Raw genomic sequence first — 20,852 nt, forward strand, 5'->3', positions numbered from 1 at the left:
AAGTATGGATATTAAAGAAACAATTAATAAATTTAAAAATAATGAAATTTCAGTATTTGAAAATACAAAAAAAGTATTAGAAAAAATAAAAAATGATAAATATAATGCATATATTTCTATTAATGAAGAAGATAGTTTAGAAAGAGCAAAATATTTAGATGCGAAATTAAAAAATAAAGAAGAATTAGGTTCCCTATTTGGAATACCAGTTAGCGTAAAAGATAATATTTCTTATAAAAATATGAAAATGACTTGTGGATCAAAAATGCTAGAAGATTTTAATCCAGTATTTAATGCAAAAGTAGTTGAAAATCTATTAAATGAAGATGCAATTATTATTGCCAAAACAAATATGGATGAATTTGCAATGGGAGGATCAGGAGAAACATCTTATTTTGGTCCAATAAAAAATCCATTAGATGAAACTTTAATTCCTGGTGGATCTTCTTCAGGTTCTGCAGTAAGTGTTGCAAAAGAAGATGTGCTAGTTTCACTTGGAACAGATACTGGTGGATCAGTAAGACAACCTGCAAGTTATTGCAATATTATAGGATATAAACCAACATATTCCTTAATGAGTAGGTCTGGAGTTGTTTCAATGGCAAATAGCTTAGATCAAGTTTCATTATTTGCAAAAAATGTAAGTGATTTAAGACAACTTGCATCCGCAACTCAAAGCCCAGATAAATTTGATATGACAGCATCTCTTGAAGATTATAATTATGAAAAAGAAAATTATGATTTTTCTGGCAAAAAAATTGCTGTAATTAAAAATGAAAATAATGTATATAATTTAGATAAAGAAGTAGAAGATGATTATAAGAAAGCAATAGAAATTTTAAAAGAAATGGGAGCTGAAATTTATCCAAGTGATTTAAAATATTCTAAATATGCAAACGAAGTTTATAATGTCGTAATGAGCTCTGAAGTTTCAAGTAATTTATCAAGATTTGATGGTATAAGATTTGGTCATCAAACTGATGAATACAAAAATGTTGAAGAATTATTTATAAAAAATAGGTCAGAAGGATTTGGGGAAAATGTCCAAAGAAGAATAGCTCTTGGAACAATGTATCTTTCAAGTGAAGATGATCAAAGAATTTATAAACAAGGACTAAAATTAAGAACTTTAATTGTTGAAGAATTTAAAGAAATATTTAAAAACTATGATCTATTAATCACTCCAACTACTGTAGATTTACCATCTAAATTAGGAATATATGTTGATGATCCTTTAAAGGATTTCACTTCAGATATTTTTAATGTCTGCGTAAATTTAACAGGATCTTGTGGAGTATCTATCCCTGTTAGAAAAGGAATTTCTGGAAGTATTCAAATTATAGGAGATAGATTTAAAGACAATGATATTATAAATGCTTGTGAAACTTTCGAAAGGAAAATAAATGAAGACTAGAACTATTATAGGATTAGAAATTCACGTAGAATTATCTACAAAAACAAAAATGTTTTGTTCCTGTAAAAATGAATTTGGTGCTGTACCTAATACAAATACATGCCCAATTTGTTTAGGTCATCCAGGAACTTTGCCTTTAATTAATAAAGAGGCTGTAAGATATGCAATCAAAGCTGGACTTGCACTCAATTGTGAAATTAGAGAATCAATGAAAATGGATAGAAAAAAATATTTTTATCCAGATCTTGTTAAGGGCTATCAAATAACCCAACAAGATGAGCCATATGCTATTGGTGGTCACATTATTTTGAGTGATGGAGATAAAATTAGATTAAACTCTATTCATATGGAAGAAGATACAGCAAAATCAAATCACGATGAAAATAATAATACTTTGATGGATTACAATAGAGCTGGCCTTCCTTTAATTGAAATAGTAACAGAACCAGATATGAAATCTGCTAAACAAGCTAGAGAATTCGTTGAAAAATTAGCGCAAACTTTAAGATTTTTGGATGTTTCAGATTGTATCATGGCAGAAGGTCAAATGCGTTGCGATGTTAATATAAACTTAGAAAATCTTGAAACAGGAGAAAGAACATCAATTTCTGAGATTAAAAACTTAAACTCTATAAAAGCCATCGAAGATGCCTTATTATTTGAGACTGATAGACATAAAAGAATGCTAGAAAATGGAGAGAAATCTATAAAAGAAACTAGAAGATGGGATGATGATTCTCAATCTACAATTTCAATGAGAACAAAAGAAACTGCAAATGATTATAGGTTTTCTATAGAAGCAGATATACCAAGAATTAAACTAAGTAAAGAATTTATTAAAGATATAAAAGATAATTTACCAGAATTACCAGAAGAAAAAGCAAAAAGATATATGAAAGAGTATAAACTTTCAGATTATGATGCGGGTCTTTTGTCAAATGATAGGAAATTAGCTAATTTATTTGAAAAAACAAATGATATAGTAAAAAATCCTAAGGAAGTTTCAAATTGGATATTAACAGAACTATCTAGAAGATTAAATGAAAGTGAAATTGAAGCTGATCAAATGAACTTATCAATTGAAAATTTTGCTAAATTAATAAAACTAGTTCTAGATAATAAAATAAACAATAATGTTGGTAAGAAATTATTAAGAGAAATATTTGAATCAGATGAAGATCCAGAAAAAATTTCAAAAGAAAGAAATCTTCTACAAATTTCTGATGAAAATTTCTTAGAAGATATAGTTAAAGAAGTTTTGGAAGAAAACCAACAATCTATTGAAGATATTAAAAATGGTAAAGATAGGGCATTCGGATTTTTGGTTGGTCAATGTATGAAAAAAACAAAAGGAAAAGCAAATCCACAACAAGTAAATGCACTATTAAAAGAAAGAATAGGAGAAATTTAAGAGCAGGCTTTTCGCCGCTCTTATTTATTATGAATATATTAATAGAAAACGTTAAGATCCTCACAATGTGTGATGGAGAAGTTATAAAAAATGGAAATATTTATATTGAAGACGGAAAAATAAAAAAATAAGCAAAGACAAGATTGATTTTTTTTATGATAAAAAAATAGATGGAAAAAATCATCTAGCTATGCCTGGATTAATAAATGCTCATACACATGTCGGAATGAGTCTATTTAGAAATTTTAGTGATGATGTTGAACTAATGGATTGGCTAAATAATAAAATATGGCCACTAGAAGATAAATTAACTGAAAAAGATGTTTATTGGGCTTCATTATTATCTCAAGCTGAAATGATAATGACAGGAACGACAACTTTTGCTGATATGTACTATTTCGAAGATCAAACAATAAAAGCATTAGAAAAATCTAAAATGAGAGCTCAAATTTCAAGAGGCTTAACACTAGATGATGAAAATTTATCTAAAATTAAAGAAAATATAAATCTTTATAAAAAATTCGAAAACAGCCAAGATGGGAGAATAAATATTGCCTTAGGCCCTCATGCTGTTTATACAACTGATAAAAAATACTTAGAAGAGATATCAAGAGTTTCTAAAGAATATAAGATTCCTATTCATATACATTTATCAGAAACAAAATTTGAAAACGAAGAATGTATAAAAAGATTTGGCCAAAGTCCAACGGAAGTTTTTGAAGAATGTGGAATTTTTGAAAATAAAACAATAGCAGCACATGGCGTGCATTTAACGGAAAAAGATTTAGATATTTTGTCAAAATATGATGTTTCTGTCGTTCACAATCCTTCCAGTAATTTAAAACTTTCATCAGGATTTTTAGATTGTTCGAAAATAATTGATAGGGGAATAAATCTTGCAATTGGAACTGATTCATCAGCAAGTAATAATAATTTATCTATGTTCAAAGAAATTTCAATAGCATCACTTGTTTCAAAGTATAAAGATCCTAAAAATTTAAGGGCATATGAAGTTTTAAAAATGGCGACTATTAATGGAGCAAAGGCTTTGGGAATGGATGAAAAAATAGGAAGTTTGAAAGAAGGAAAAATCGCTGATATTATTTTAATAGATTTAAATAATCCTAACCATACTCCTCAAAATAATTTGATTTCATCTTTATGTTACTCTACTTTCGATACAGATGTTTCATATGTTTTGATAAATGGAGAAATAGTATTTGATAATAAAAAATTCATTAATCTTGATATTGATGGAATAATTCAAAAATCTAAACAATCTTTCAATAATTTGAGGAAAAGAATATGATTGGAATTGATATAGTAAGTATAGAAAAATTTCGAAAAAAATTCGAAAAAAATAATTTTGAAAGTAAAATATTTACTGATAATGAAATTCATTATTCTAGGAAAAAAGAAAATTATATTCAAACTTTTGCGGGGATTTTTGCAGCAAAAGAAGCAATAATTAAGGCTTATAACCTTAATTTAGCCTACATATTAAGAAAAAAAATAGAAATTAAAAATTTAAATAATAAGCCTTATATTTATATTGATGGTAAAAAAATGAACTCAAGTTTAAGTATAAGTCATGATGGAGAATTTGCAATAGCAGTATGCATTAAAAAAGAAGAAAATTTTAAAGTTGATAAAAAAATTAAGTCTTTGCTTAATAAAAGATCTAAATTTTCTCATAAAGGGGATTTTGGCAAAGTTGCTGTTATTGGAGGACAAAAGGGGATGGCTGGCTCTGTATATATGTCATCAATCGCCGCTTTAAGATCGGGTGCAGGATTATCATATATAATTTGCCCTTCATCAATATCAAATATTTTACAAATAAAGTCTACAGAATGTATAATAGAAGAGGTAGGCTGCAATTATTTTTATAATGAAATTAATATAGTTAATAAAATATTACAATTAATCAAAGAAAAAGATGCAGTTGCAATTGGTCCAGGAATGGGCAAGGGTAAAGATGTTCATAATTTAATTAAGGTTATTTTAGAAAATTTTGATAAAAATATAGTGATTGATGCTGATGGTTTAAATTCTTTAGAAAATAATTTACATATAATAGATAGAAAAGAAAATATAGTCTTAACTCCACATGAGATGGAATTTTCTAGAATTTCAAACTTATCTTTATCGTATATAAAAAATAATAGGGAAAAAGTATCCATAGAATTTGCTAAAAAACATAAGCTTATTTTAGTTTTAAAAGGAAAAAATACAATAGTAACAGATGGAAATAGATGCTATATAAACAATACTGGTAATAGTGGTATGGCTACAGCTGGTAGTGGAGATGTACTTACTGGTATTTTACTAGCAAATCTTTCTATTATGAATCCATTTGAAGCTTCTGTTTTATCTGTTTATATTCATGGACTAGCTGGGGATATTTACGCAAAAAAATATTGTGAAGATTCTTTGATTGCAAGTGATATTATAAAAAATTTACCAAAGGCCTACAGATTAATGAGGTGTTAGAATGCAAGAAAATTATTTGTTAGTTGATTTAGACAAGATATACAATAATATAAAATTAATAAAAGAAAAATCTAAAGATTCAAAAACATGCGCTGTTTTAAAAGCAAACGGTTATGGACTAGGTGCTTTAGAAATTGCAAAATATATTGATGATCAAATAGATTATATAGCTGTGGCTCAATTTAAAGAAGCTAAAAATTTGAGAGAAAATGGCATAGAAAAACCTATACTAATTTTAGGATACTTACCTTTAGATAAGTATAAAGAGTGTAATAAATTAAATATTGATGTAGGAATTTATGACTTAGATTATGCTAAAAAAATTAATAAAAGTCTAGATAGTCAAATTAATTGTCATATTATTTTAGATACTGGTCACACAAGGCTAGGATTTAGAGACTTTGAAATAGATAAAATTAAAGAATTAAAAAAATTAGAAAATTTTAATTTTATTGGTGCTTTTTCTCATTTTGCTACTGCAGATGAAAAAGATACATCATATACAAAGATACAATATCAAAAATTTAATTACATAATAGATAAGATAAAAGATGATTTTAATTTAAAGTTGATTCATATTGCTAATACAGCAGCTTCTATGGAATATAATTTTAAATCAGATTTACTTAGACTTGGAATTGGAATTTATGGAATTTATCCATCTGATTATATAAAAGAAGTTTCAGAAATAAAATTATCTCAGGCTTTTGAATTCAAAGCTCAAGTATCTTTTGTTAAAAATGTGGAAAAAGGAACAAGTATTTCATATGGTAGAACTTTTGTTGCACCAAAAGATATGAAAGTTGCAACTGTTGCAGTTGGATATGCAGATGGATTTAAAAGATCATTTTCTAATATCGGAGAAGTTTTAGTAAATGGTAAATTAACTAAAGTTATTGGAAGAGTTTGTATGGATCAAATTATGATTGATGTCAGCGATATTGATTGTAAGATTGGTGATTATATTACTCTATATCCAGACATATATAAGGAAGCAAAAAAAATAAATACTATAGCTTATGAATTAATGACTTCAATTTCAAATAGAGTTCCTAGAATTTACAAAATTAATAATAAAATTTTAGGAGATGAAAATGAAAGTTAAAAGGGGAGATTTATTTTATGCTGATCTTTCTCCAGTCGTAGGAAGCGAACAGGGAGGAGTGCGCCCTGTAATAGTTGTACAAAATGATATGGGAAATAAATATTCTCCAACAATTATTGTTGTACCTGTTACTAGTCAGTTAAAAAAATCAAAATTACCAACTCATGTAGCTTTAAGTGGAAATAAATTTGGTTTACCTAAAAATAGCGTAGCTTTATTAGAACAGTTAAGAACAATTGATAAAAGAAGATTGAGAGATAAATTAGGATCTTTTGATAAGTCGATTATGTTAAAAATAGATGCTGCTATAGCTATTTCTGTAGGATTAGATTAATGAAGATAATAATAAAAAACATTATAATTGTTTTATTATCAATTCTACTAGTTTTTCTATTAATATATTCAAAAGAAGAAAAAAAAGAAAATTTAAAAGAATTAGAAATTTATTACATAGATGTAGGGCAAGGAAATGCTGTTTTAATTAAGACTAATAACAAGAATATCCTAATTGATGGAGGGAATAGGTCTAACAGTAGATATTATTATAATTTTATAAAGAATAAAAATATAAAAAAAATAGATTATATGATAGTAAGCCATTATGATGAAGATCATATTTCAGGTTTAATTTCAATTCTTGAGAATTTCGAAGTATCAAATGTTTTGTGTCCTGATTATAAAAAAGATACTAAAATATATAAATCATTCAAAAATAGCTTGAAAAAATCTAAAGCAAATATTATTTATCCCAAAAAGGGAGATAACTTTAATATTTCAGATGCAAGAATAAAAATATTATGGCCAAATGAATATAAAAATGGTATTGATAATGATAATTCTATAATTTTAAAATTAATTCATGGTAATATGTCATTCTTATTTACAGGTGATGCTAGTATAAATATTGAAAATCAATTAATTTATAGTGGTTTTAATTTAAAAAGTGATGTAGTAATGCTTGGTCATCATGGTAGTAAATATTCAACATCAAATGAATTTTTAGAAGAAGTTGATCCAAAATTAGCAATTATTTCTGTTGGAAATAATAACAGGTATGGACATCCATCAAATAGAGTTTTAAAACTTTTAAATAATAAAAATATTAAATTTCTTAGAACTGATATAGATGGAGATATTACAATAAAATGTGATGGTAATAAAATAAAAGTAAATACTAATAAAAGCAACAAAAATAGCAAGATAAACTTACGCTTATCTTGCTATTTTTTATTCTGAGATTCCTGCAATCATTTTTGCTAATTTATCAGAATCTCCACTACCAGTTACTATTACTTGATCATCCTTTTTAATATCTGAAAGAATATAGTCTTTTACTTGATCAAAAGTTGGCAAATATTTAGCTTTTTTTCCATTTTTAATTAAGGCATCAACAATATCCTTGCTTGATATACTAGGGTCAAAAGGCTCTCTAGCTGCGAAAATGTCAGTAATTATTATCTCATCTGCATCATCAAAACAATTTACAAATTCATTGAATAATCTTTTAGTTCTAGTGTAAGTATGTGGTTGCCATACACATATCAAATTTCCTTTAGTATGTTCAGAAAGAGCACTTAAATTAACTTGAATTTCTGAAGGATGATGACCATAATCTAAAATAATTTTACATCCTTCAACATTACCCATTAGTTGCATTCTTCTTTCTAATCCCTTATAAGATTGTATGCAATTTTTTATTGTTTTAATATCAACTCCACTTTCTAGAGTAGAAATTATTGCTGCACATGCATTATTAATATTGTGTCGTCCTAATATTGACAATTCAAAATGTTCAATACTACCATCTTTCATAATTAAATCAAATCTTGGTTTCCCATCTTTATTAAAAGTTATGTTAGTAGCGTTATAATCTGCATTTGGATTTTCTTGTCCATAAGTAATAAGTTCTCCTTGAACAGAGTCGATAACAAGCTTATTATTTTCTTCATTTAAATTTAATATAGTTTTTGAATTTTCATCTTGATTTTTTAAATAATTTTTGAAAGTTTCTACTATGTCATTTAAATCCTTATAGTAATCAAGGTGATCTTCATCTATATTTAAAATTATTCCAATAGAAGGATAATAATATCTAATATTTCCCTTATATTCACAAGCTTCAGTTACAAGAATTTCTTTATCTCCTACATGGACATTACCTTCAATTTCATCTAAATCTCCACCCAATAAAATAGTAGGATTTTTGGTAGAATTCATTAAAATTTTAGAAATCATACTAGTTGTTGTACTTTTACCATGAGATCCAGATACTGCGATAGAATTTTTGTAATTTTTCATTAAACCGCCTAAGAAAACTCCTCTAGTTACGACAGGCACACCTAAGGATCTTGCAGCTATTAATTCTTCATTATCATCAGAAATAGCGTCTGTATATATAACTAAATCAGGATTCTTTATGTTTTCTTTTCTTTGACCAATTACATAATTTATTCCATTTTTATCTAAATGTTTACTAGTTTCAGAAATTGACAAATCAGAACCTGTAACATTATAACCATTATTATTTAATAGGATTGCTATACCACTCATTGATATTCCTCCAATTCCTATCATGTGTATGTTTTTATATCTATGATCATTTAAATTAAATTCAAACATTTATTCTCCTTTTAAACTAAAGTTTATATCAATAAAATATTATACCATAATAAAAGTAGTATAACCATTGAAACAATTAATTTAAAATTAAAAAAATATAGTATTTCTAAAATTGACATTGATAGTTTAAAATGATAATCTTTATTTATAAACAATAGTTAGAGAGGTTATTAATGAAATATATAATAGGTAATGATCATGGTGGAATAGATCTTGTTGATAGTGTTGAAGAAAAACTTTTAGAACTCGGTCACGAAGTTGAAAAAGTTGGAACATATACAAAAGATTCATGTGATTATCCAGATTTTGCTAAAAAAGCTTGTGAGAAAGTTTTATCTAATGAATCTGATTTTGCAATTTTAATTTGTGGAACAGGATTAGGAATGAGTCTTGCTGCAAATAAATTTAAAGGAATTAGAGCAGCTTGTGTTTCTGATGTATATTCAGCAAAAATGTCTAGAGCTCACAATAATTGTAATGTATTATGTTTCGGATCAAGAGTTATTGGATCAGAAGTTGCAAAAATGATAGTAGAAGTTTTTGCAAACACTAAGTTTGAAGGTGGAAGACATAGTAATAGAGTAGAAAAAATTACAGAAATAGAGGAGAAAAATTAATGTTTAATGATATAGATAAAAAGGCTGTAAATGCAATAAGATGTTTATCAGTTGCACAAATAGAAAAAGCAAATAGTGGTCATCCAGGTCTTCCTATGGGTGCAAGTCCTATGGCTTATGTTTTGTGGAATAAAATAATGAATGTAAATCCAAAAATGAGTAATTGGCATAATAGAGATAGATTTGTTTTATCTGCAGGCCATGGTTCTGCAATGCTATATTCTCTATTACATTTATCTGGATATGATTTAAGTATAGAAGACTTAAAAAACTTTAGACAAATTGGTTCAAAAACGCCAGGACATCCTGAAAGAAAGCATACTGATGGTATTGAAGTAACAACTGGACCATTAGGACAAGGAATTGCTAATGCAGTTGGTTTCGCTATGGCTGAAAAACACCTTTCTGCTATATATAATAAAGAAAATTATAAAATCGTTGATCATTATACTTATGCAATATGTGGTGATGGAGATCTTATGGAAGGAATTTCATATGAAGCAATGTCACTAGCTGGTCATTTAAATCTAAATAAATTAATTATTCTTCATGATTCAAACGATATTTGTCTTGATGGAAATCTAAATACATCATTTTCTGAAAATATTGAACAAAGAGTTAAAGCTCAAAATTGGAATTATATAAAAGTTTCTGATGGTAATGATCTTGAAGAAATTTATAAGGCAATAGAAAATGCAAAAGAAAATACAAATGGACCTACATTTATAGAAGTAAAAACTATTATAGGATTTGGTTCTAAAAACCAAGGTACAAATAAGGTTCATGGTGCTCCAATTGGACAAGAAGATTTTGAAGAGGTTAAAAAAGCTTATAATTGGCAAGATGAAGATTTCCAAATTTCAGATGATGTATATGATATTTTCAAAGAAAATATAATCAAAAATGGTGAGAAAGCTTATTCCAATTGGGAAAATTTATTAAATGAGTACAAAGAAAAATATCCTGAAGAATACAAAGAATATATAAGTGGATTTGAGAGAAAATTATCTGAAAATTGGATTGATCGAGTTAAAAAATACTCACCAGAAGATGATAGTTTAGCTACTCGTGCTTCAGGAGGAGAAATAATTCAAGATATAGCTAAAGTTACTAAAAATTTCTGGGGTGGAAGTGCTGATTTATTCTCATCAAATAAGACAAATATAAAAGATAGTGAAAGATTTTCAGATAAAAATCCTGAAGGAAGAAATGTTTGGTATGGTGTAAGAGAATTTGCGATGAGCGTTATTGCAAATGCAATAGTTGCACACGGTGGTACATTCCATCATGTATCTACATTTTTTGTATTCTCAGATTATTTAAAAGCAGGACTTAGAATTTCTTCCCTTTCACATATTCCTGTAACATATGTATTTACACATGATTCAGTTGCAGTTGGAGAAGATGGACCAACACACCAACCAATAGAACAATTGGCTATGATTAGATCAATTCCAAATGCAATTATGTTAAGACCGGCTGATGCTAACGAGGTTAGACTTTCTTGGAAAATTGCTTTAGAAAGCAAAGATTCACCAGTCGTAATTGCCCTTACACGTCAAAATGTTAAAAATCTTGAAGGAACAAAAGATTTGAAAGATATTTCTAAAGGAGCATATATAATATCAGATTCTGAAAAAGAAACTCCAGATGGTATTATAATTGCAACAGGTAGTGAGGTTGAATTAGCTTTAGAAACAAAAGAAGAATTGAAAAAATCTAACATAGATGTTAGGGTTGTTTCTATGCCTTCAATGGAATTATTTAGAATGCAAGACGATGATTATAAACAAAAAATTCTTCCAAAAGAAATTACAAATAGAGTATCTATAGAAATGGCAACATCCTTTGGATGGAGTGAATTTACTGGAGATAATGGGTTAAATATTTCCATTGATAGATTTGGAATTTCTGGAAACTTTAAAGACGTAAAAGAAGAATTAGGTTTTACCAAAGAAGAAATTTCTAGAAAATATTTACAAAAATTTAATTAGATTTATAGGCAAGTATTTACTTGCCTATTTATTTTTAAAATAAATTAAAAAGTGATATCATATTACTAGAAATATTTAATAAGGAGTGATTATGACAATACCAACACCACATATTTCAGCAAAAAGTAAAGATGAAATAGCAAATACTGTTTTGATGCCAGGAGATCCTCTAAGAGCTAAATATATAGCAGAAAATTTCCTAGATGATGTTACTCAATTTACTGAAACTAGAGGAATGTATGGATATACTGGATACTATAAAGGTAAAAGAATTTCAGTGATGGGTAGTGGAATGGGAATTCCATCATCAATGATATATTTCAATGAATTATTTAATTTCTATGATGTTGAAACAATAATAAGAATTGGAAGTGCTGGAAGTATGCAAGAAAATATTAAATTACACGATATAGTTCTTGCAACAAGTGCATGTAGTGAATCTTCAATTAATGATAATTTATTTGGAAATATTAATTTTTCACCTACACCAGATTTCAATCTACTATTAGAGGCTTACAAAAAAAAGTCAAGATTTAGGATATATTACTCATTGTGGCCAAGTACATTCTTCAGATCAATTTTATAATGAGATGGAACCAAAAGTTTTTGAAAACTTACAAAAATATGGAGTCTTATGTGTAGAAATGGAATCATATGGACTATTTACAGTGGCTAGAAAATACGGAAAAAAAGCATTAGGAGTTTTTACAATTAGTGATTCCTTAGTTTCAAATGAAGCAGATAGTGCAGAAGATAGGCAAAGTGCATACACTCAAATGATGACTCTCGCACTAGAAATTGCACCAGAATAAGGAGTATAGATGTTAAAAAATATAATACTTGCAGCTGGAGAAGGTACTAGGATGAAATCTAATACCTCTAAAGTTATGACTAAAATTTTAAATAGAGAACTTATCACATATATAGTTGATGCTTGTTCATTCGAAAATTCTAACACTATAATAATTGGTGGAAAAAATAAAAGTTTATTAGAAGAAAAATTTCCCGAACTTGAAATAAAGGAACAAAAAATTGGGGATGATTTTCCATATGGTACAGCTTATGCAGTAAGTATGGCAATAGACTTAATTGAAGATAATGATGATTGTCTTATTTTAAACGGTGATATTCCACTTATAACAAAAAAATCTTTAGAGGATTTTATTAAATTTCATAAAGAAAATGATAATAATCTTACTGTTATGTCTACAAAAATAGAAAATCCTACAGGATATGGAAGGATAATTAGGAAAAATGATAAGTTTCAAAAGATTGTAGAAGAAAAAGATGCAAATATAGATGAGAAAAAAGTCAATGAAATAAATGTTGGAATCTATGCATTTAAGGGAAAAGATTTAAAAGAATCTTTGAAAAAAATTGATACAAATAATAGTTCTAATGAATACTATTTAACAGATTGTATTGAAATTTTAAACAAAGATGGTAAGAAAGTTGAATCTTTTGTAGCTTGTGATCCTGATCAATTTTATGGTATTAATAATAAAAAAGAATTAGCTTATGCAGCTAAATTATTAAGAGAAAGAATTAACGAATACCATATGTTAAATGGTGTAATTATAGAAAATCCTAGTATAGTAAATATTGAAAAAGATGTTAAAATTGGTAAAGATACTATAATCTCAGGGCCTTGTAAAATTTTAGGTGATACAGAAATAGGAGAAAATTGTATAATTGAAGGATCTTCTAGAATTGAAGATTCTATAATTAAAAATAATGTTAAAATAGATAATTCTGTAATTGAAAAATCTTTTGTTGATCTAGGCACTGATATAGGTCCATTTTCACATTTAAGACCTAAAGCAAAATTAGGAAAAAATGTTCATATTGGAAATTTTGTTGAAGTTAAAAATGCTAATGTTGATGAAGGTACAAAAGCTGGACATCTTGCATATATAGGAGATGCTGATTTAGGTAAAGATATAAATGTTGGATGTGGAGTTATTTTTGTAAACTATGATGGTAAATTTAAACATAGATCAAATGTAGAGGATGGAGCATTTATAGGTTCAAATTCTAATTTAGTGGCACCAGTTCATGTAAAAAAAGAAGGGTATATTGCTGCAGGATCTACAATTACAAATGATGTAGATGAGGGAGTTCTTTCAATTGAAAGAGCAGAGCAAAAAAATATATCTGGTTATGTAGAAAAAAAGAAAAAAAGAGATTTAGAAAAATTAAAGGAGCAAAAATAAAATGAGTGAATGTAGAGATTCATCACATATTGATAGGGGAGAAATTATTAATAGGGGAGAAATGATATTATTTTCTGGAAATTCTAACCCAGAATTGGCACAAGCAGTTGCAAGTTCATTGGGACTTGAATTAGGAAAAGTAGAAGTTAAAAAATTTGCTGATAGTGAAATTAATATAAAAATAAATGAAGCTGTTAGAGGTAAAGACGTTTATATTATCCAACCGACTTCATATCCAACAAATGATAATTTAATGGAATTACTTATTATGACAGATGCTTGTAGAAGGGCTTCTGCAAAATATGTAAATGTTGTTGTCCCATATTATGGATATGCAAGACAAGATAGAAAAACAAGAGGTAGAGAGCCTATTAGTGCTAAACTTGTTGCAAACTTGATTGCGGTTTCAGGAGCAGATCGAGTTATCACCATGGATCTTCATGCTGGACAAATACAAGGATATTTTGATATACCTGTAGATCATTTTTCAGCTGTAAAACTACTTTCATCTCATTTTAAAGAAGCATTTAATAATCCTGATGAGTATGTTGTAGTAAGTCCAGATTTAGGTGGTGTGACTAGAGCAAGAAACTTTGCTGATTCTTTAAAATTAACCATTGCAATAATTGAAAAAAGACGCCCAAGACCAAATGTTTCTGAGGTTATGAATGTTATTGGAGATTTTGAAGGTAAACATTGTATCTTAGTTGATGATATGATTGATACAGCAGGAACAATTTGTAATGCAGCAAACTATTTAAAAGAACATGGTGCAAAAGATGTTTCAATTGCTGCAACTCATGGTGTGTTAAGTTCAAATGCTTGTGAAAAATTAGAAAATTCATGTGTAAAAGAAGTAGTAATTACTGATACAATAAAATTACCTGAAGAAAAGAAAATAAAAAAAATAAAACAAATGTCCATTGCTCCATTATTGGCAGAAGCCATCAATAGAATTAATACAAATGAATCAATAAGTGGTTTATTTGATGATGAGAAATAATATATGTATTATATTGTAGGATTAGGCAATCCTGGATTGAAATATGAGAATACAAGACATAATGCTGGATTTATAACAATTGATTATTTAGCAAGAAAATATGATATAGATGTAAGAAAAATTAAATTCAAATCTTTAATTGGCCAGGGAGTAATTTCTGGCCAAAAAATTATGCTCGTAAAACCTCAAACATATATGAATAATTCAGGAGAAGCATTAAGAGAAATATTTAACTATTTTGATTTTGATCACGATAAATTAATTGTCATTTTTGATGACATCGATATTGATTTTGGTTCAATTAGGATAAGAAAAAAAGGATCAGCTGGTACTCATAATGGAATGAAATCAATTATTTATAATTTAAATTTTGATGATTTTCCAAGAATAAAAGTATCAGTTGGCAAAAAACCAGAATATATGGATTTGGCTAATTTTGTTTTAAGTGGATTTTCTAAAGAAGAAGCAAAAATTATTGAAGATGAAGTTATCTTAGCTGGTGATGCTATCAAAATGATAATAGAAGAAGGTATAGAAAAAGCAATGAGTATATATAATTCAAAAAGGTTAGTTGAAAATAATGAGTAATCTTATAGATGAAATTTATAATATAAGTCAAGTAAAAGATATAATTGAAAATTATAAAAAAATTTCACCTGTATTTCTACATGGATTAACTGACCAAAGTAAATCACACGTATTTGCAACAATATATAAAAAAATAAATAAACCTATAGTAATTATTTGTGAAGATGAAAAAAATGCACAAAATATGTGTGAAGATATAAATTCCTTAGTTGAGGATAAGTGTTTATATTTGCCTTCTACAGAAATAAATTTCTATAATATAAAAAACTTAGAAAAAAATAATCAAATTAATCGACTTGAAGTATTAACAAAAATCATAAATAAAGATAATCTTATAATAACTACAACTTTAGATGCTTTAAGAAATAAATTAACAACAAAAGAAATATTTGAAAAAAAATCTTTTAAAATAAATATTGATGATGAAATTGAAATTAAAGAACTAAAAAATGATTTTATAGAATTAAATTATGAATTCACAAAATTGGTTGAATCAAAAGGAGAATTTTCTATTAGAGGATCTATAATTGATTTTTGGCCAATTGAATATGAAAATCCAATAAGAATTGAATTATTTGATACAGAAATAGATTCAATTAGATTTTTTGATAAAGATAGCCAAAGATCTTTAGGAAATATAAATGAAATTTTGGTAAGACCAAGTAAAGAATTAATTTATGAAAAATCTGATTATGAGAATACTATAAAATTGATTAATAAAGAAATAGATAATATATCTAATAATCTAGGTCTTAATAAATTAAAAGATAAATATAATCAAATAATATCATACTTAAAAGATAGCTTATATATAGCTAATGATGATTTAATTACTCCATATAGAATCGATAATTACAGTAGTTTTTTTGATTATATTGATGAAGATTCAATTTTCATTTTTCAAGATCTTAATAGAGCAATAGAAAATTTTAAGAATATTAGAGACAAATTTAATTTAGATTTAACAAATCAAATTGAAAGTGGTGAAGTTTTTTCAAGTTTTAAAAATATAAAAATTGATTTCAATAAAATACTTACAAATATAAAATCTTATCCTGTTATAAATTCTTCTAGTTTATTAAAAAATAACGAAATTATAAAAGCGAAGAAAATAATTGAATTAAAATCAATAGAGCAAGAAAACTTCAATAAGAATGTAAATTATTTTGTAGATACAATTAAAAATATTTTAAAAAATAAAGAAAAGGCTTATATTTTTACATCTGACAAAAAATCTTTTGAAAATATAAAAAATATTTTTGATGAAAATAATATTTTTAATTATTCAACAGAATTTGAAGATAATGATAATAAAAAGGATCTTATATTAACCGATAAAAATTTGTCTACTGGTTATATTTTTACTGATTATAAAGTAAATGTATTCTCTTATAAAGATATTTTTGGAAAAGAAAAACATAATTATAAGAAAAAAAGAAAAAAAGCTCTAAATGCTAGAGACATAATTAATTATTCAGACATAGAAATTGGTGATTATGTCGTTCATGAAAATAATGGAATAGGTATATATAAGGGAATAACACAAATTGAAGTAAACAATACGAAAAAGGATTATTTTGTTATAGAATACCAAGGGAATGATAAAGTTTTTGTGCCTATTGATCAAATGGAATTGGTAAGCAAATATATTGGAAATAAGGGTGATAAGCCTAAAGTTTCATCATTGGGTAGCAATCAATGGAAAAAAGCTAAGCAAAGAGCAAAAAAAGCAGTTGATGAGATAGCTGATGATCTTGTTGAGCTTTATGCCAAAAGATCAAAAGCTAAAGGACATGCTTTTAGTAAAGATACTACATGGCAAAATGAATTTGAAGATTCTTTTATCTACGAAGAGACTGATAGTCAATTAAGATCAATAAAAGAAATAAAATCTGATATGGAAGATATAAAGCCTATGGATAGGTTGTTGTGTGGGGATGTAGGTTATGGAAAAACTGAGGTAGCTTTAAGAGCTGCTTTTAAAGCAGTAATGGATGGTTATCAGGTTTGTTTTTTAGTACCTACAACTATTCTAGCTCGTCAACATTTTAAAACTATGCAAGAAAGATTTAAAGATTTTCCCATTGATTGTGCAATGTTATCAAGATTTGTAAGTAAAAAAGATCAAGATAAATATATTCATAATTTAAAATCTGGAAAAGTTGATATAATTGTTGGAACTCATAGATTATTATCAAAAGATATAAAGTTTAAAAAATTAGGTCTATTAATTATAGATGAAGAACAAAGATTTGGAGTAAGACATAAGGATAAATTAAAGAAATTAAAAGAAAATATAGATGTTTTAACCTTATCTGCAACGCCTATTCCTAGAACATTACAAATGTCTTTAACTGGCATTAGAGATATGTCTACACTCGATGAACCACCTCAAAGAAGACTACCAGTTAATACTTACGTATTAGAGTACGATTTTTCAATTATCAAAAGAGCTATTGAAAAAGAGCTTGATAGAAATGGACAAGTTTATTTTGTATATAATAGGGTTTATAATATAGAAAAAATATATAATCATCTTAAATTATTAACTCCAAAAGCTAAAATTGAGATTGCTCATGGACAGATGTCTGCGAAGAGTCTAGAAAAAATTATGGAAGATTTTGTTAATGGTGAAATTGATATATTGCTTGCTACTACAATAATTGAAACTGGTATGGATATACAAAATGTAAACACAATTATAGTTTATGATTCTGACATGATGGGACTTGGCCAACTTTATCAATTAAAAGGTAGAATAGGTCGTTCGTCAAGATCATCTTATGCATATTTTACTTATGCCAAAGGTAAAGTTTTAACTGAAATAGGTGAAAAGCGTCTAAAATCTATAAAAGATTTTTCTGATTTTGGTAGTGGTTATAAGATTGCTATGAGAGACTTAGAGCTTAGAGGTGCCGGAAATATTTTAGGAGAAAGTCAAAGTGGTCAAGTAGAAGCAATAGGATACGATTTATATGTAAAATTTTTGCAACAAGCTGTTGATAAGGCTAGTGGAAAAGATATTGATTCACTTAATTTTAATGATGTTTATATAGATCTAAAGGTTAATGCATTTATACCTGAATCTTATATTGAAGATCCTAGCCAAAAAATTCAAATCTATAAAAGAATATCTAGCATAGAAAATTTGGATGATTATAGTATATTAGTTGAGGATTTAATTGATAGATATGGAGATATTCCTATTATGGTTGATAACATTATGTATGTATCATTAATTAAATCTTTGGCAGATAAGTTAGGATTTGAAGATATTAGAGAAATTAAAAATGAAGTAAAAATTTCCTATAAAGATAAAAGTAAATTTTCTTTCGAAGAATTATCTCGTATCAATGAAGATTATAATGGGGAATTAGCTTTTGACTTATCCGAAAATCCATCATTTAAATTACCTAATAAAAGTACAAAATTGCTAGATTGTTACGAATTATTAAAAGTTATTAAAAATATTAAGGAGACAAAATGAATAAAAAAATAATAGCCTTAGTTTTAGCTACAAGCTTTTTATTTAGTGCATGTGCTAATGATAAAGCTAAGGATAAAAAAGAAAATGGTTCAAATGAAACTCAAACAAGTGAATCTGCTAAGGAAGAAAATCTACCAGATGATGCAGTAGCAATTGTAGGTGGAGATAAGATTACAAAAGATTCTTATAAAGATGAGATGAGTTTTTATTCAGCTATGCTTGCTAGTCAACAACAACTAAAACCTTCAATTGTTCAAATGCTAGTTCAAGATAAACTTATAGCAGATGATATGAAAAAGAATAATGTAAAAGTTGATGATAAAGAATTAGATGATAAATTTTTACAATATATACAACAATTTGGTGGTCAAGAAAAATTTGATAAAATGCTTGAAGATTATAATATGAGCAGTGATAAATTTAAAGAAACAATAAAAAAAGATCAAATTTACCAAAAACATAGAGATTGGTTTGAGAAAAAACATCCTGTAAGTGATAAAGATGCTAAGAAATATTTTGATCAACATAAAGAGACACTAGCACAAGTTAAAGCAAGCCATATTTTAGTAGCTGATGAAAATACTGCTAACGAAGTTAAGAAAAAAATAGATGATGGTGCAGATTTTGCTGAGCTTGCAAAAGAATATTCTAAAGATACTGCAAACTCAAATAAAGGTGGAGATTTAGGATATTTTACAAAAGATAAGATGGTTAAAGAATTTGCAGATAAAGCATTTAGCATGAAAAAAGGTGAAGTTTCAGAACCTGTAAAAACTTCATATGGTTATCATATAATAAAAGTTGATGATAAGAAAGATACTGCAGATTCTTTAAAAGATGATATATCAAAAGCATTAAATGATAAGAAGTATTCTGATTATTTGACAAAATTATTTAATAAAGCAAATGTAGTGACTGAAGATGGTCCTCAAAAGAAAGATCCAAAAAAGGATACAAAAACAACAGAACCAATTAATAATGAAAGTTCAAACACAAAAGAAAATACTAATAGTAATAATTAGTTTATTATGTTTTAATTTAGCATCTTGTTCAAAAAAAGTAGACAAAGATAATAGCGTAGCTCTTATAGATAACGAAGTGATAACAAAAAAGCTTTATGAAAAAGAGCTAAGCTATTACCAAAAATTTTATATAAAAAAATATGGAGAAAATTTTTTAGACACGGATTCTAAGAAAGGTAATGCCAATTATAAAAAATTAGAAAAAAAGCTTTTGGATTCTTTGATTCAAGATCAAGTAATGCTCAATGATCTAAAAAAAAATAAAATAAAAATTAGCAAAAACGATTCACTTGAAATAATAGATGATTTAAGTAAGAAATCTCTAACAAAAGATTCTTTATTAGAAAATGTAAAATCATTTGGTGCTAGCCAAGATGAGTTTGATGAGATAACTTTTAGAGATTCTATAAGAAAAAAGCATAGGGAATATTTTTATAATAACAATAATATTAAAGATTCAGAAATTCTAGATTTTTTTAAGGAGAATGAGAGCTTACAAAAAAAATATAAATATGATTGCTTAATATTTGATGATGAGTCAGAAGCTATAAAAGTTCGATCTAATATAAAGAATTCACAAATGTTTAGGAAGTATTTAAATTCAAAAGTTAGAAATTTTGATGTTTATAGGTCAGATTTTGTCTATTGTGATAATCAAGTATTAAAGTTATCTTCTGTAAAAAAGACAGATCAAATAAGTAAGGTATTTAAATACAAAGACTCATATGTTATTTTGATGATAAATTCTATAAATAATAATAAAAGAGATCTATTATTTGATGCTAAGAAAATTTATCTAGAAGATGAATATGAAAAGTATTTAAAAAAACTTATAAAAAACTCAAATATCAAGCTTTTTATTTGATAATTGCTTGAAATAAATAAA

The 20,852-nt window shown here is 26.7% G+C and carries 16 protein-coding genes and 1 pseudogene; 16 read left to right on the top strand and 1 reads right to left on the bottom strand.

What is annotated here, in order from left to right:
* The first annotated feature begins 4 nt into the window (after nucleotides 1-4).
* The 7 genes from gatA (at nucleotide 5) to ASHG_RS01820 (ending at nucleotide 7,659) form a co-directional block, all read left to right on the top strand.
* Nucleotides 5-1,414, top strand: coding sequence for an Asp-tRNA(Asn)/Glu-tRNA(Gln) amidotransferase subunit GatA (gene gatA, locus ASHG_RS01790; protein ID WP_040397125.1), 1,410 nt, complete (start codon nucleotides 5-7; stop codon nucleotides 1,412-1,414).
* Nucleotides 1,404-2,825: an Asp-tRNA(Asn)/Glu-tRNA(Gln) amidotransferase subunit GatB gene (gatB, locus tag ASHG_RS01795; RefSeq protein ID WP_040397126.1), complete on the top strand. Its 1,422-nt coding sequence runs from the start codon at nucleotides 1,404-1,406 to the stop codon at nucleotides 2,823-2,825. Before gatA ends, gatB begins: the two co-directional genes overlap by 11 nt.
* Nucleotides 2,826-3,015: 190 nt before the next feature.
* Nucleotides 3,016-4,134 carry an amidohydrolase gene (locus ASHG_RS01800; protein ID WP_040397127.1) on the top strand — a complete coding sequence of 373 codons (1,119 nt, stop codon included), beginning with the start codon at nucleotides 3,016-3,018 and terminating at the stop codon, nucleotides 4,132-4,134.
* On the top strand, nucleotides 4,131-5,318 hold the full coding sequence (locus tag ASHG_RS01805) for an NAD(P)H-hydrate dehydratase (RefSeq protein WP_040397128.1): 1,188 nt from the start codon (nucleotides 4,131-4,133) through the stop codon (nucleotides 5,316-5,318). Before ASHG_RS01800 ends, ASHG_RS01805 begins: the two co-directional genes overlap by 4 nt.
* A 1-nt stretch (nucleotide 5,319) precedes the next feature.
* Entirely contained in the window at nucleotides 5,320-6,423 is a 1,104-nt protein-coding gene (gene alr / locus ASHG_RS01810; protein ID WP_040397129.1) for an alanine racemase, read from the top strand.
* Nucleotides 6,413-6,757, top strand: coding sequence for a type II toxin-antitoxin system PemK/MazF family toxin (locus ASHG_RS01815; protein WP_040397130.1), 345 nt, complete (start codon nucleotides 6,413-6,415; stop codon nucleotides 6,755-6,757). Before alr ends, ASHG_RS01815 begins: the two co-directional genes overlap by 11 nt.
* Nucleotides 6,757-7,659 carry a ComEC/Rec2 family competence protein gene (locus tag ASHG_RS01820; protein ID WP_051145859.1) on the top strand — a complete coding sequence of 301 codons (903 nt, stop codon included), beginning with the start codon at nucleotides 6,757-6,759 and terminating at the stop codon, nucleotides 7,657-7,659. Before ASHG_RS01815 ends, ASHG_RS01820 begins: the two co-directional genes overlap by 1 nt.
* Here ASHG_RS01820 and murC read toward each other — a convergent pair.
* Nucleotides 7,651-9,042 (bottom strand): UDP-N-acetylmuramate--L-alanine ligase, encoded by a 1,392-nt coding sequence (gene murC, locus ASHG_RS01825; protein WP_040397131.1) that lies wholly within the window; start codon nucleotides 9,040-9,042, stop codon nucleotides 7,651-7,653. The genes ASHG_RS01820 and murC overlap by 9 nt on opposite strands.
* 173 nt (nucleotides 9,043-9,215) lie before the next feature.
* On the opposite strand from murC, the gene rpiB reads away from it, so the two are divergent.
* From rpiB to ASHG_RS01870, 9 genes and pseudogenes are all read left to right on the top strand, one after another.
* Nucleotides 9,216-9,659, top strand: coding sequence for a ribose 5-phosphate isomerase B (rpiB, locus tag ASHG_RS01830; RefSeq protein ID WP_040397132.1), 444 nt, complete (start codon nucleotides 9,216-9,218; stop codon nucleotides 9,657-9,659).
* The gene (gene tkt / locus ASHG_RS01835) at nucleotides 9,659-11,653 is read left to right on the top strand and encodes a transketolase (protein ID WP_040397134.1); all 1,995 of its coding nucleotides are present in this window, start codon (nucleotides 9,659-9,661) and stop codon (nucleotides 11,651-11,653) included. The genes rpiB and tkt overlap by 1 nt, the downstream gene beginning before the upstream one ends.
* A gap of 91 nt (nucleotides 11,654-11,744) precedes the next feature.
* Nucleotides 11,745-12,465, top strand: a pseudogene (deoD, locus tag ASHG_RS01840) (purine-nucleoside phosphorylase).
* Between the two features lie 9 nt (nucleotides 12,466-12,474).
* On the top strand, nucleotides 12,475-13,866 hold the full coding sequence (gene glmU / locus ASHG_RS01845) for a bifunctional UDP-N-acetylglucosamine diphosphorylase/glucosamine-1-phosphate N-acetyltransferase GlmU (RefSeq protein WP_040397135.1): 1,392 nt from the start codon (nucleotides 12,475-12,477) through the stop codon (nucleotides 13,864-13,866).
* Between the two features lies 1 nt (nucleotide 13,867).
* Entirely contained in the window at nucleotides 13,868-14,869 is a 1,002-nt protein-coding gene (locus ASHG_RS01850) for a ribose-phosphate diphosphokinase (protein ID WP_040397137.1), read from the top strand.
* A gap of 3 nt (nucleotides 14,870-14,872) precedes the next feature.
* Complete coding sequence (pth, locus tag ASHG_RS01855) at nucleotides 14,873-15,457, top strand: aminoacyl-tRNA hydrolase (protein WP_040397139.1); 585 nt, start codon at nucleotides 14,873-14,875, stop codon at nucleotides 15,455-15,457.
* Nucleotides 15,450-18,944, top strand: coding sequence for a transcription-repair coupling factor (gene mfd, locus ASHG_RS01860; protein WP_040398349.1), 3,495 nt, complete (start codon nucleotides 15,450-15,452; stop codon nucleotides 18,942-18,944). The genes pth and mfd overlap by 8 nt, the downstream gene beginning before the upstream one ends.
* Nucleotides 18,941-19,966: a peptidylprolyl isomerase gene (locus tag ASHG_RS01865; protein WP_040397141.1), complete on the top strand. Its 1,026-nt coding sequence runs from the start codon at nucleotides 18,941-18,943 to the stop codon at nucleotides 19,964-19,966. The genes mfd and ASHG_RS01865 overlap by 4 nt, the downstream gene beginning before the upstream one ends.
* Nucleotides 19,923-20,831 carry a SurA N-terminal domain-containing protein gene (locus ASHG_RS01870; protein ID WP_040397143.1) on the top strand — a complete coding sequence of 303 codons (909 nt, stop codon included), beginning with the start codon at nucleotides 19,923-19,925 and terminating at the stop codon, nucleotides 20,829-20,831. The genes ASHG_RS01865 and ASHG_RS01870 overlap by 44 nt, the downstream gene beginning before the upstream one ends.
* Nucleotides 20,832-20,852: the final 21 nt, after the last annotated feature.

This window comes from Anaerococcus senegalensis JC48 (assembly GCF_000321005.1).
GTDB lineage: Bacteria > Bacillota > Clostridia > Tissierellales > Peptoniphilaceae > Anaerococcus > Anaerococcus senegalensis.

Coding starts and splice junctions, on each gene's coding strand:
- gatA (WP_040397125.1), top strand. CDS start 5: ATGGATATTAAAGAAACAATTAATAAATTTAAAAATAATGAAATTTCA.
- gatB (WP_040397126.1), top strand. CDS start 1,404: ATGAAGACTAGAACTATTATAGGATTAGAAATTCACGTAGAATTATCT.
- ASHG_RS01800 (WP_040397127.1), top strand. CDS start 3,016: ATGCCTGGATTAATAAATGCTCATACACATGTCGGAATGAGTCTATTT.
- ASHG_RS01805 (WP_040397128.1), top strand. CDS start 4,131: ATGATTGGAATTGATATAGTAAGTATAGAAAAATTTCGAAAAAAATTC.
- alr (WP_040397129.1), top strand. CDS start 5,320: ATGCAAGAAAATTATTTGTTAGTTGATTTAGACAAGATATACAATAAT.
- ASHG_RS01815 (WP_040397130.1), top strand. CDS start 6,413: ATGAAAGTTAAAAGGGGAGATTTATTTTATGCTGATCTTTCTCCAGTC.
- ASHG_RS01820 (WP_051145859.1), top strand. CDS start 6,757: ATGAAGATAATAATAAAAAACATTATAATTGTTTTATTATCAATTCTA.
- murC (WP_040397131.1), bottom strand. CDS start 9,042: ATGTTTGAATTTAATTTAAATGATCATAGATATAAAAACATACACATG.
- rpiB (WP_040397132.1), top strand. CDS start 9,216: ATGAAATATATAATAGGTAATGATCATGGTGGAATAGATCTTGTTGAT.
- tkt (WP_040397134.1), top strand. CDS start 9,659: ATGTTTAATGATATAGATAAAAAGGCTGTAAATGCAATAAGATGTTTA.
- glmU (WP_040397135.1), top strand. CDS start 12,475: ATGTTAAAAAATATAATACTTGCAGCTGGAGAAGGTACTAGGATGAAA.
- ASHG_RS01850 (WP_040397137.1), top strand. CDS start 13,868: ATGAGTGAATGTAGAGATTCATCACATATTGATAGGGGAGAAATTATT.
- pth (WP_040397139.1), top strand. CDS start 14,873: ATGTATTATATTGTAGGATTAGGCAATCCTGGATTGAAATATGAGAAT.
- mfd (WP_040398349.1), top strand. CDS start 15,450: ATGAGTAATCTTATAGATGAAATTTATAATATAAGTCAAGTAAAAGAT.
- ASHG_RS01865 (WP_040397141.1), top strand. CDS start 18,941: ATGAATAAAAAAATAATAGCCTTAGTTTTAGCTACAAGCTTTTTATTT.
- ASHG_RS01870 (WP_040397143.1), top strand. CDS start 19,923: ATGAAAGTTCAAACACAAAAGAAAATACTAATAGTAATAATTAGTTTA.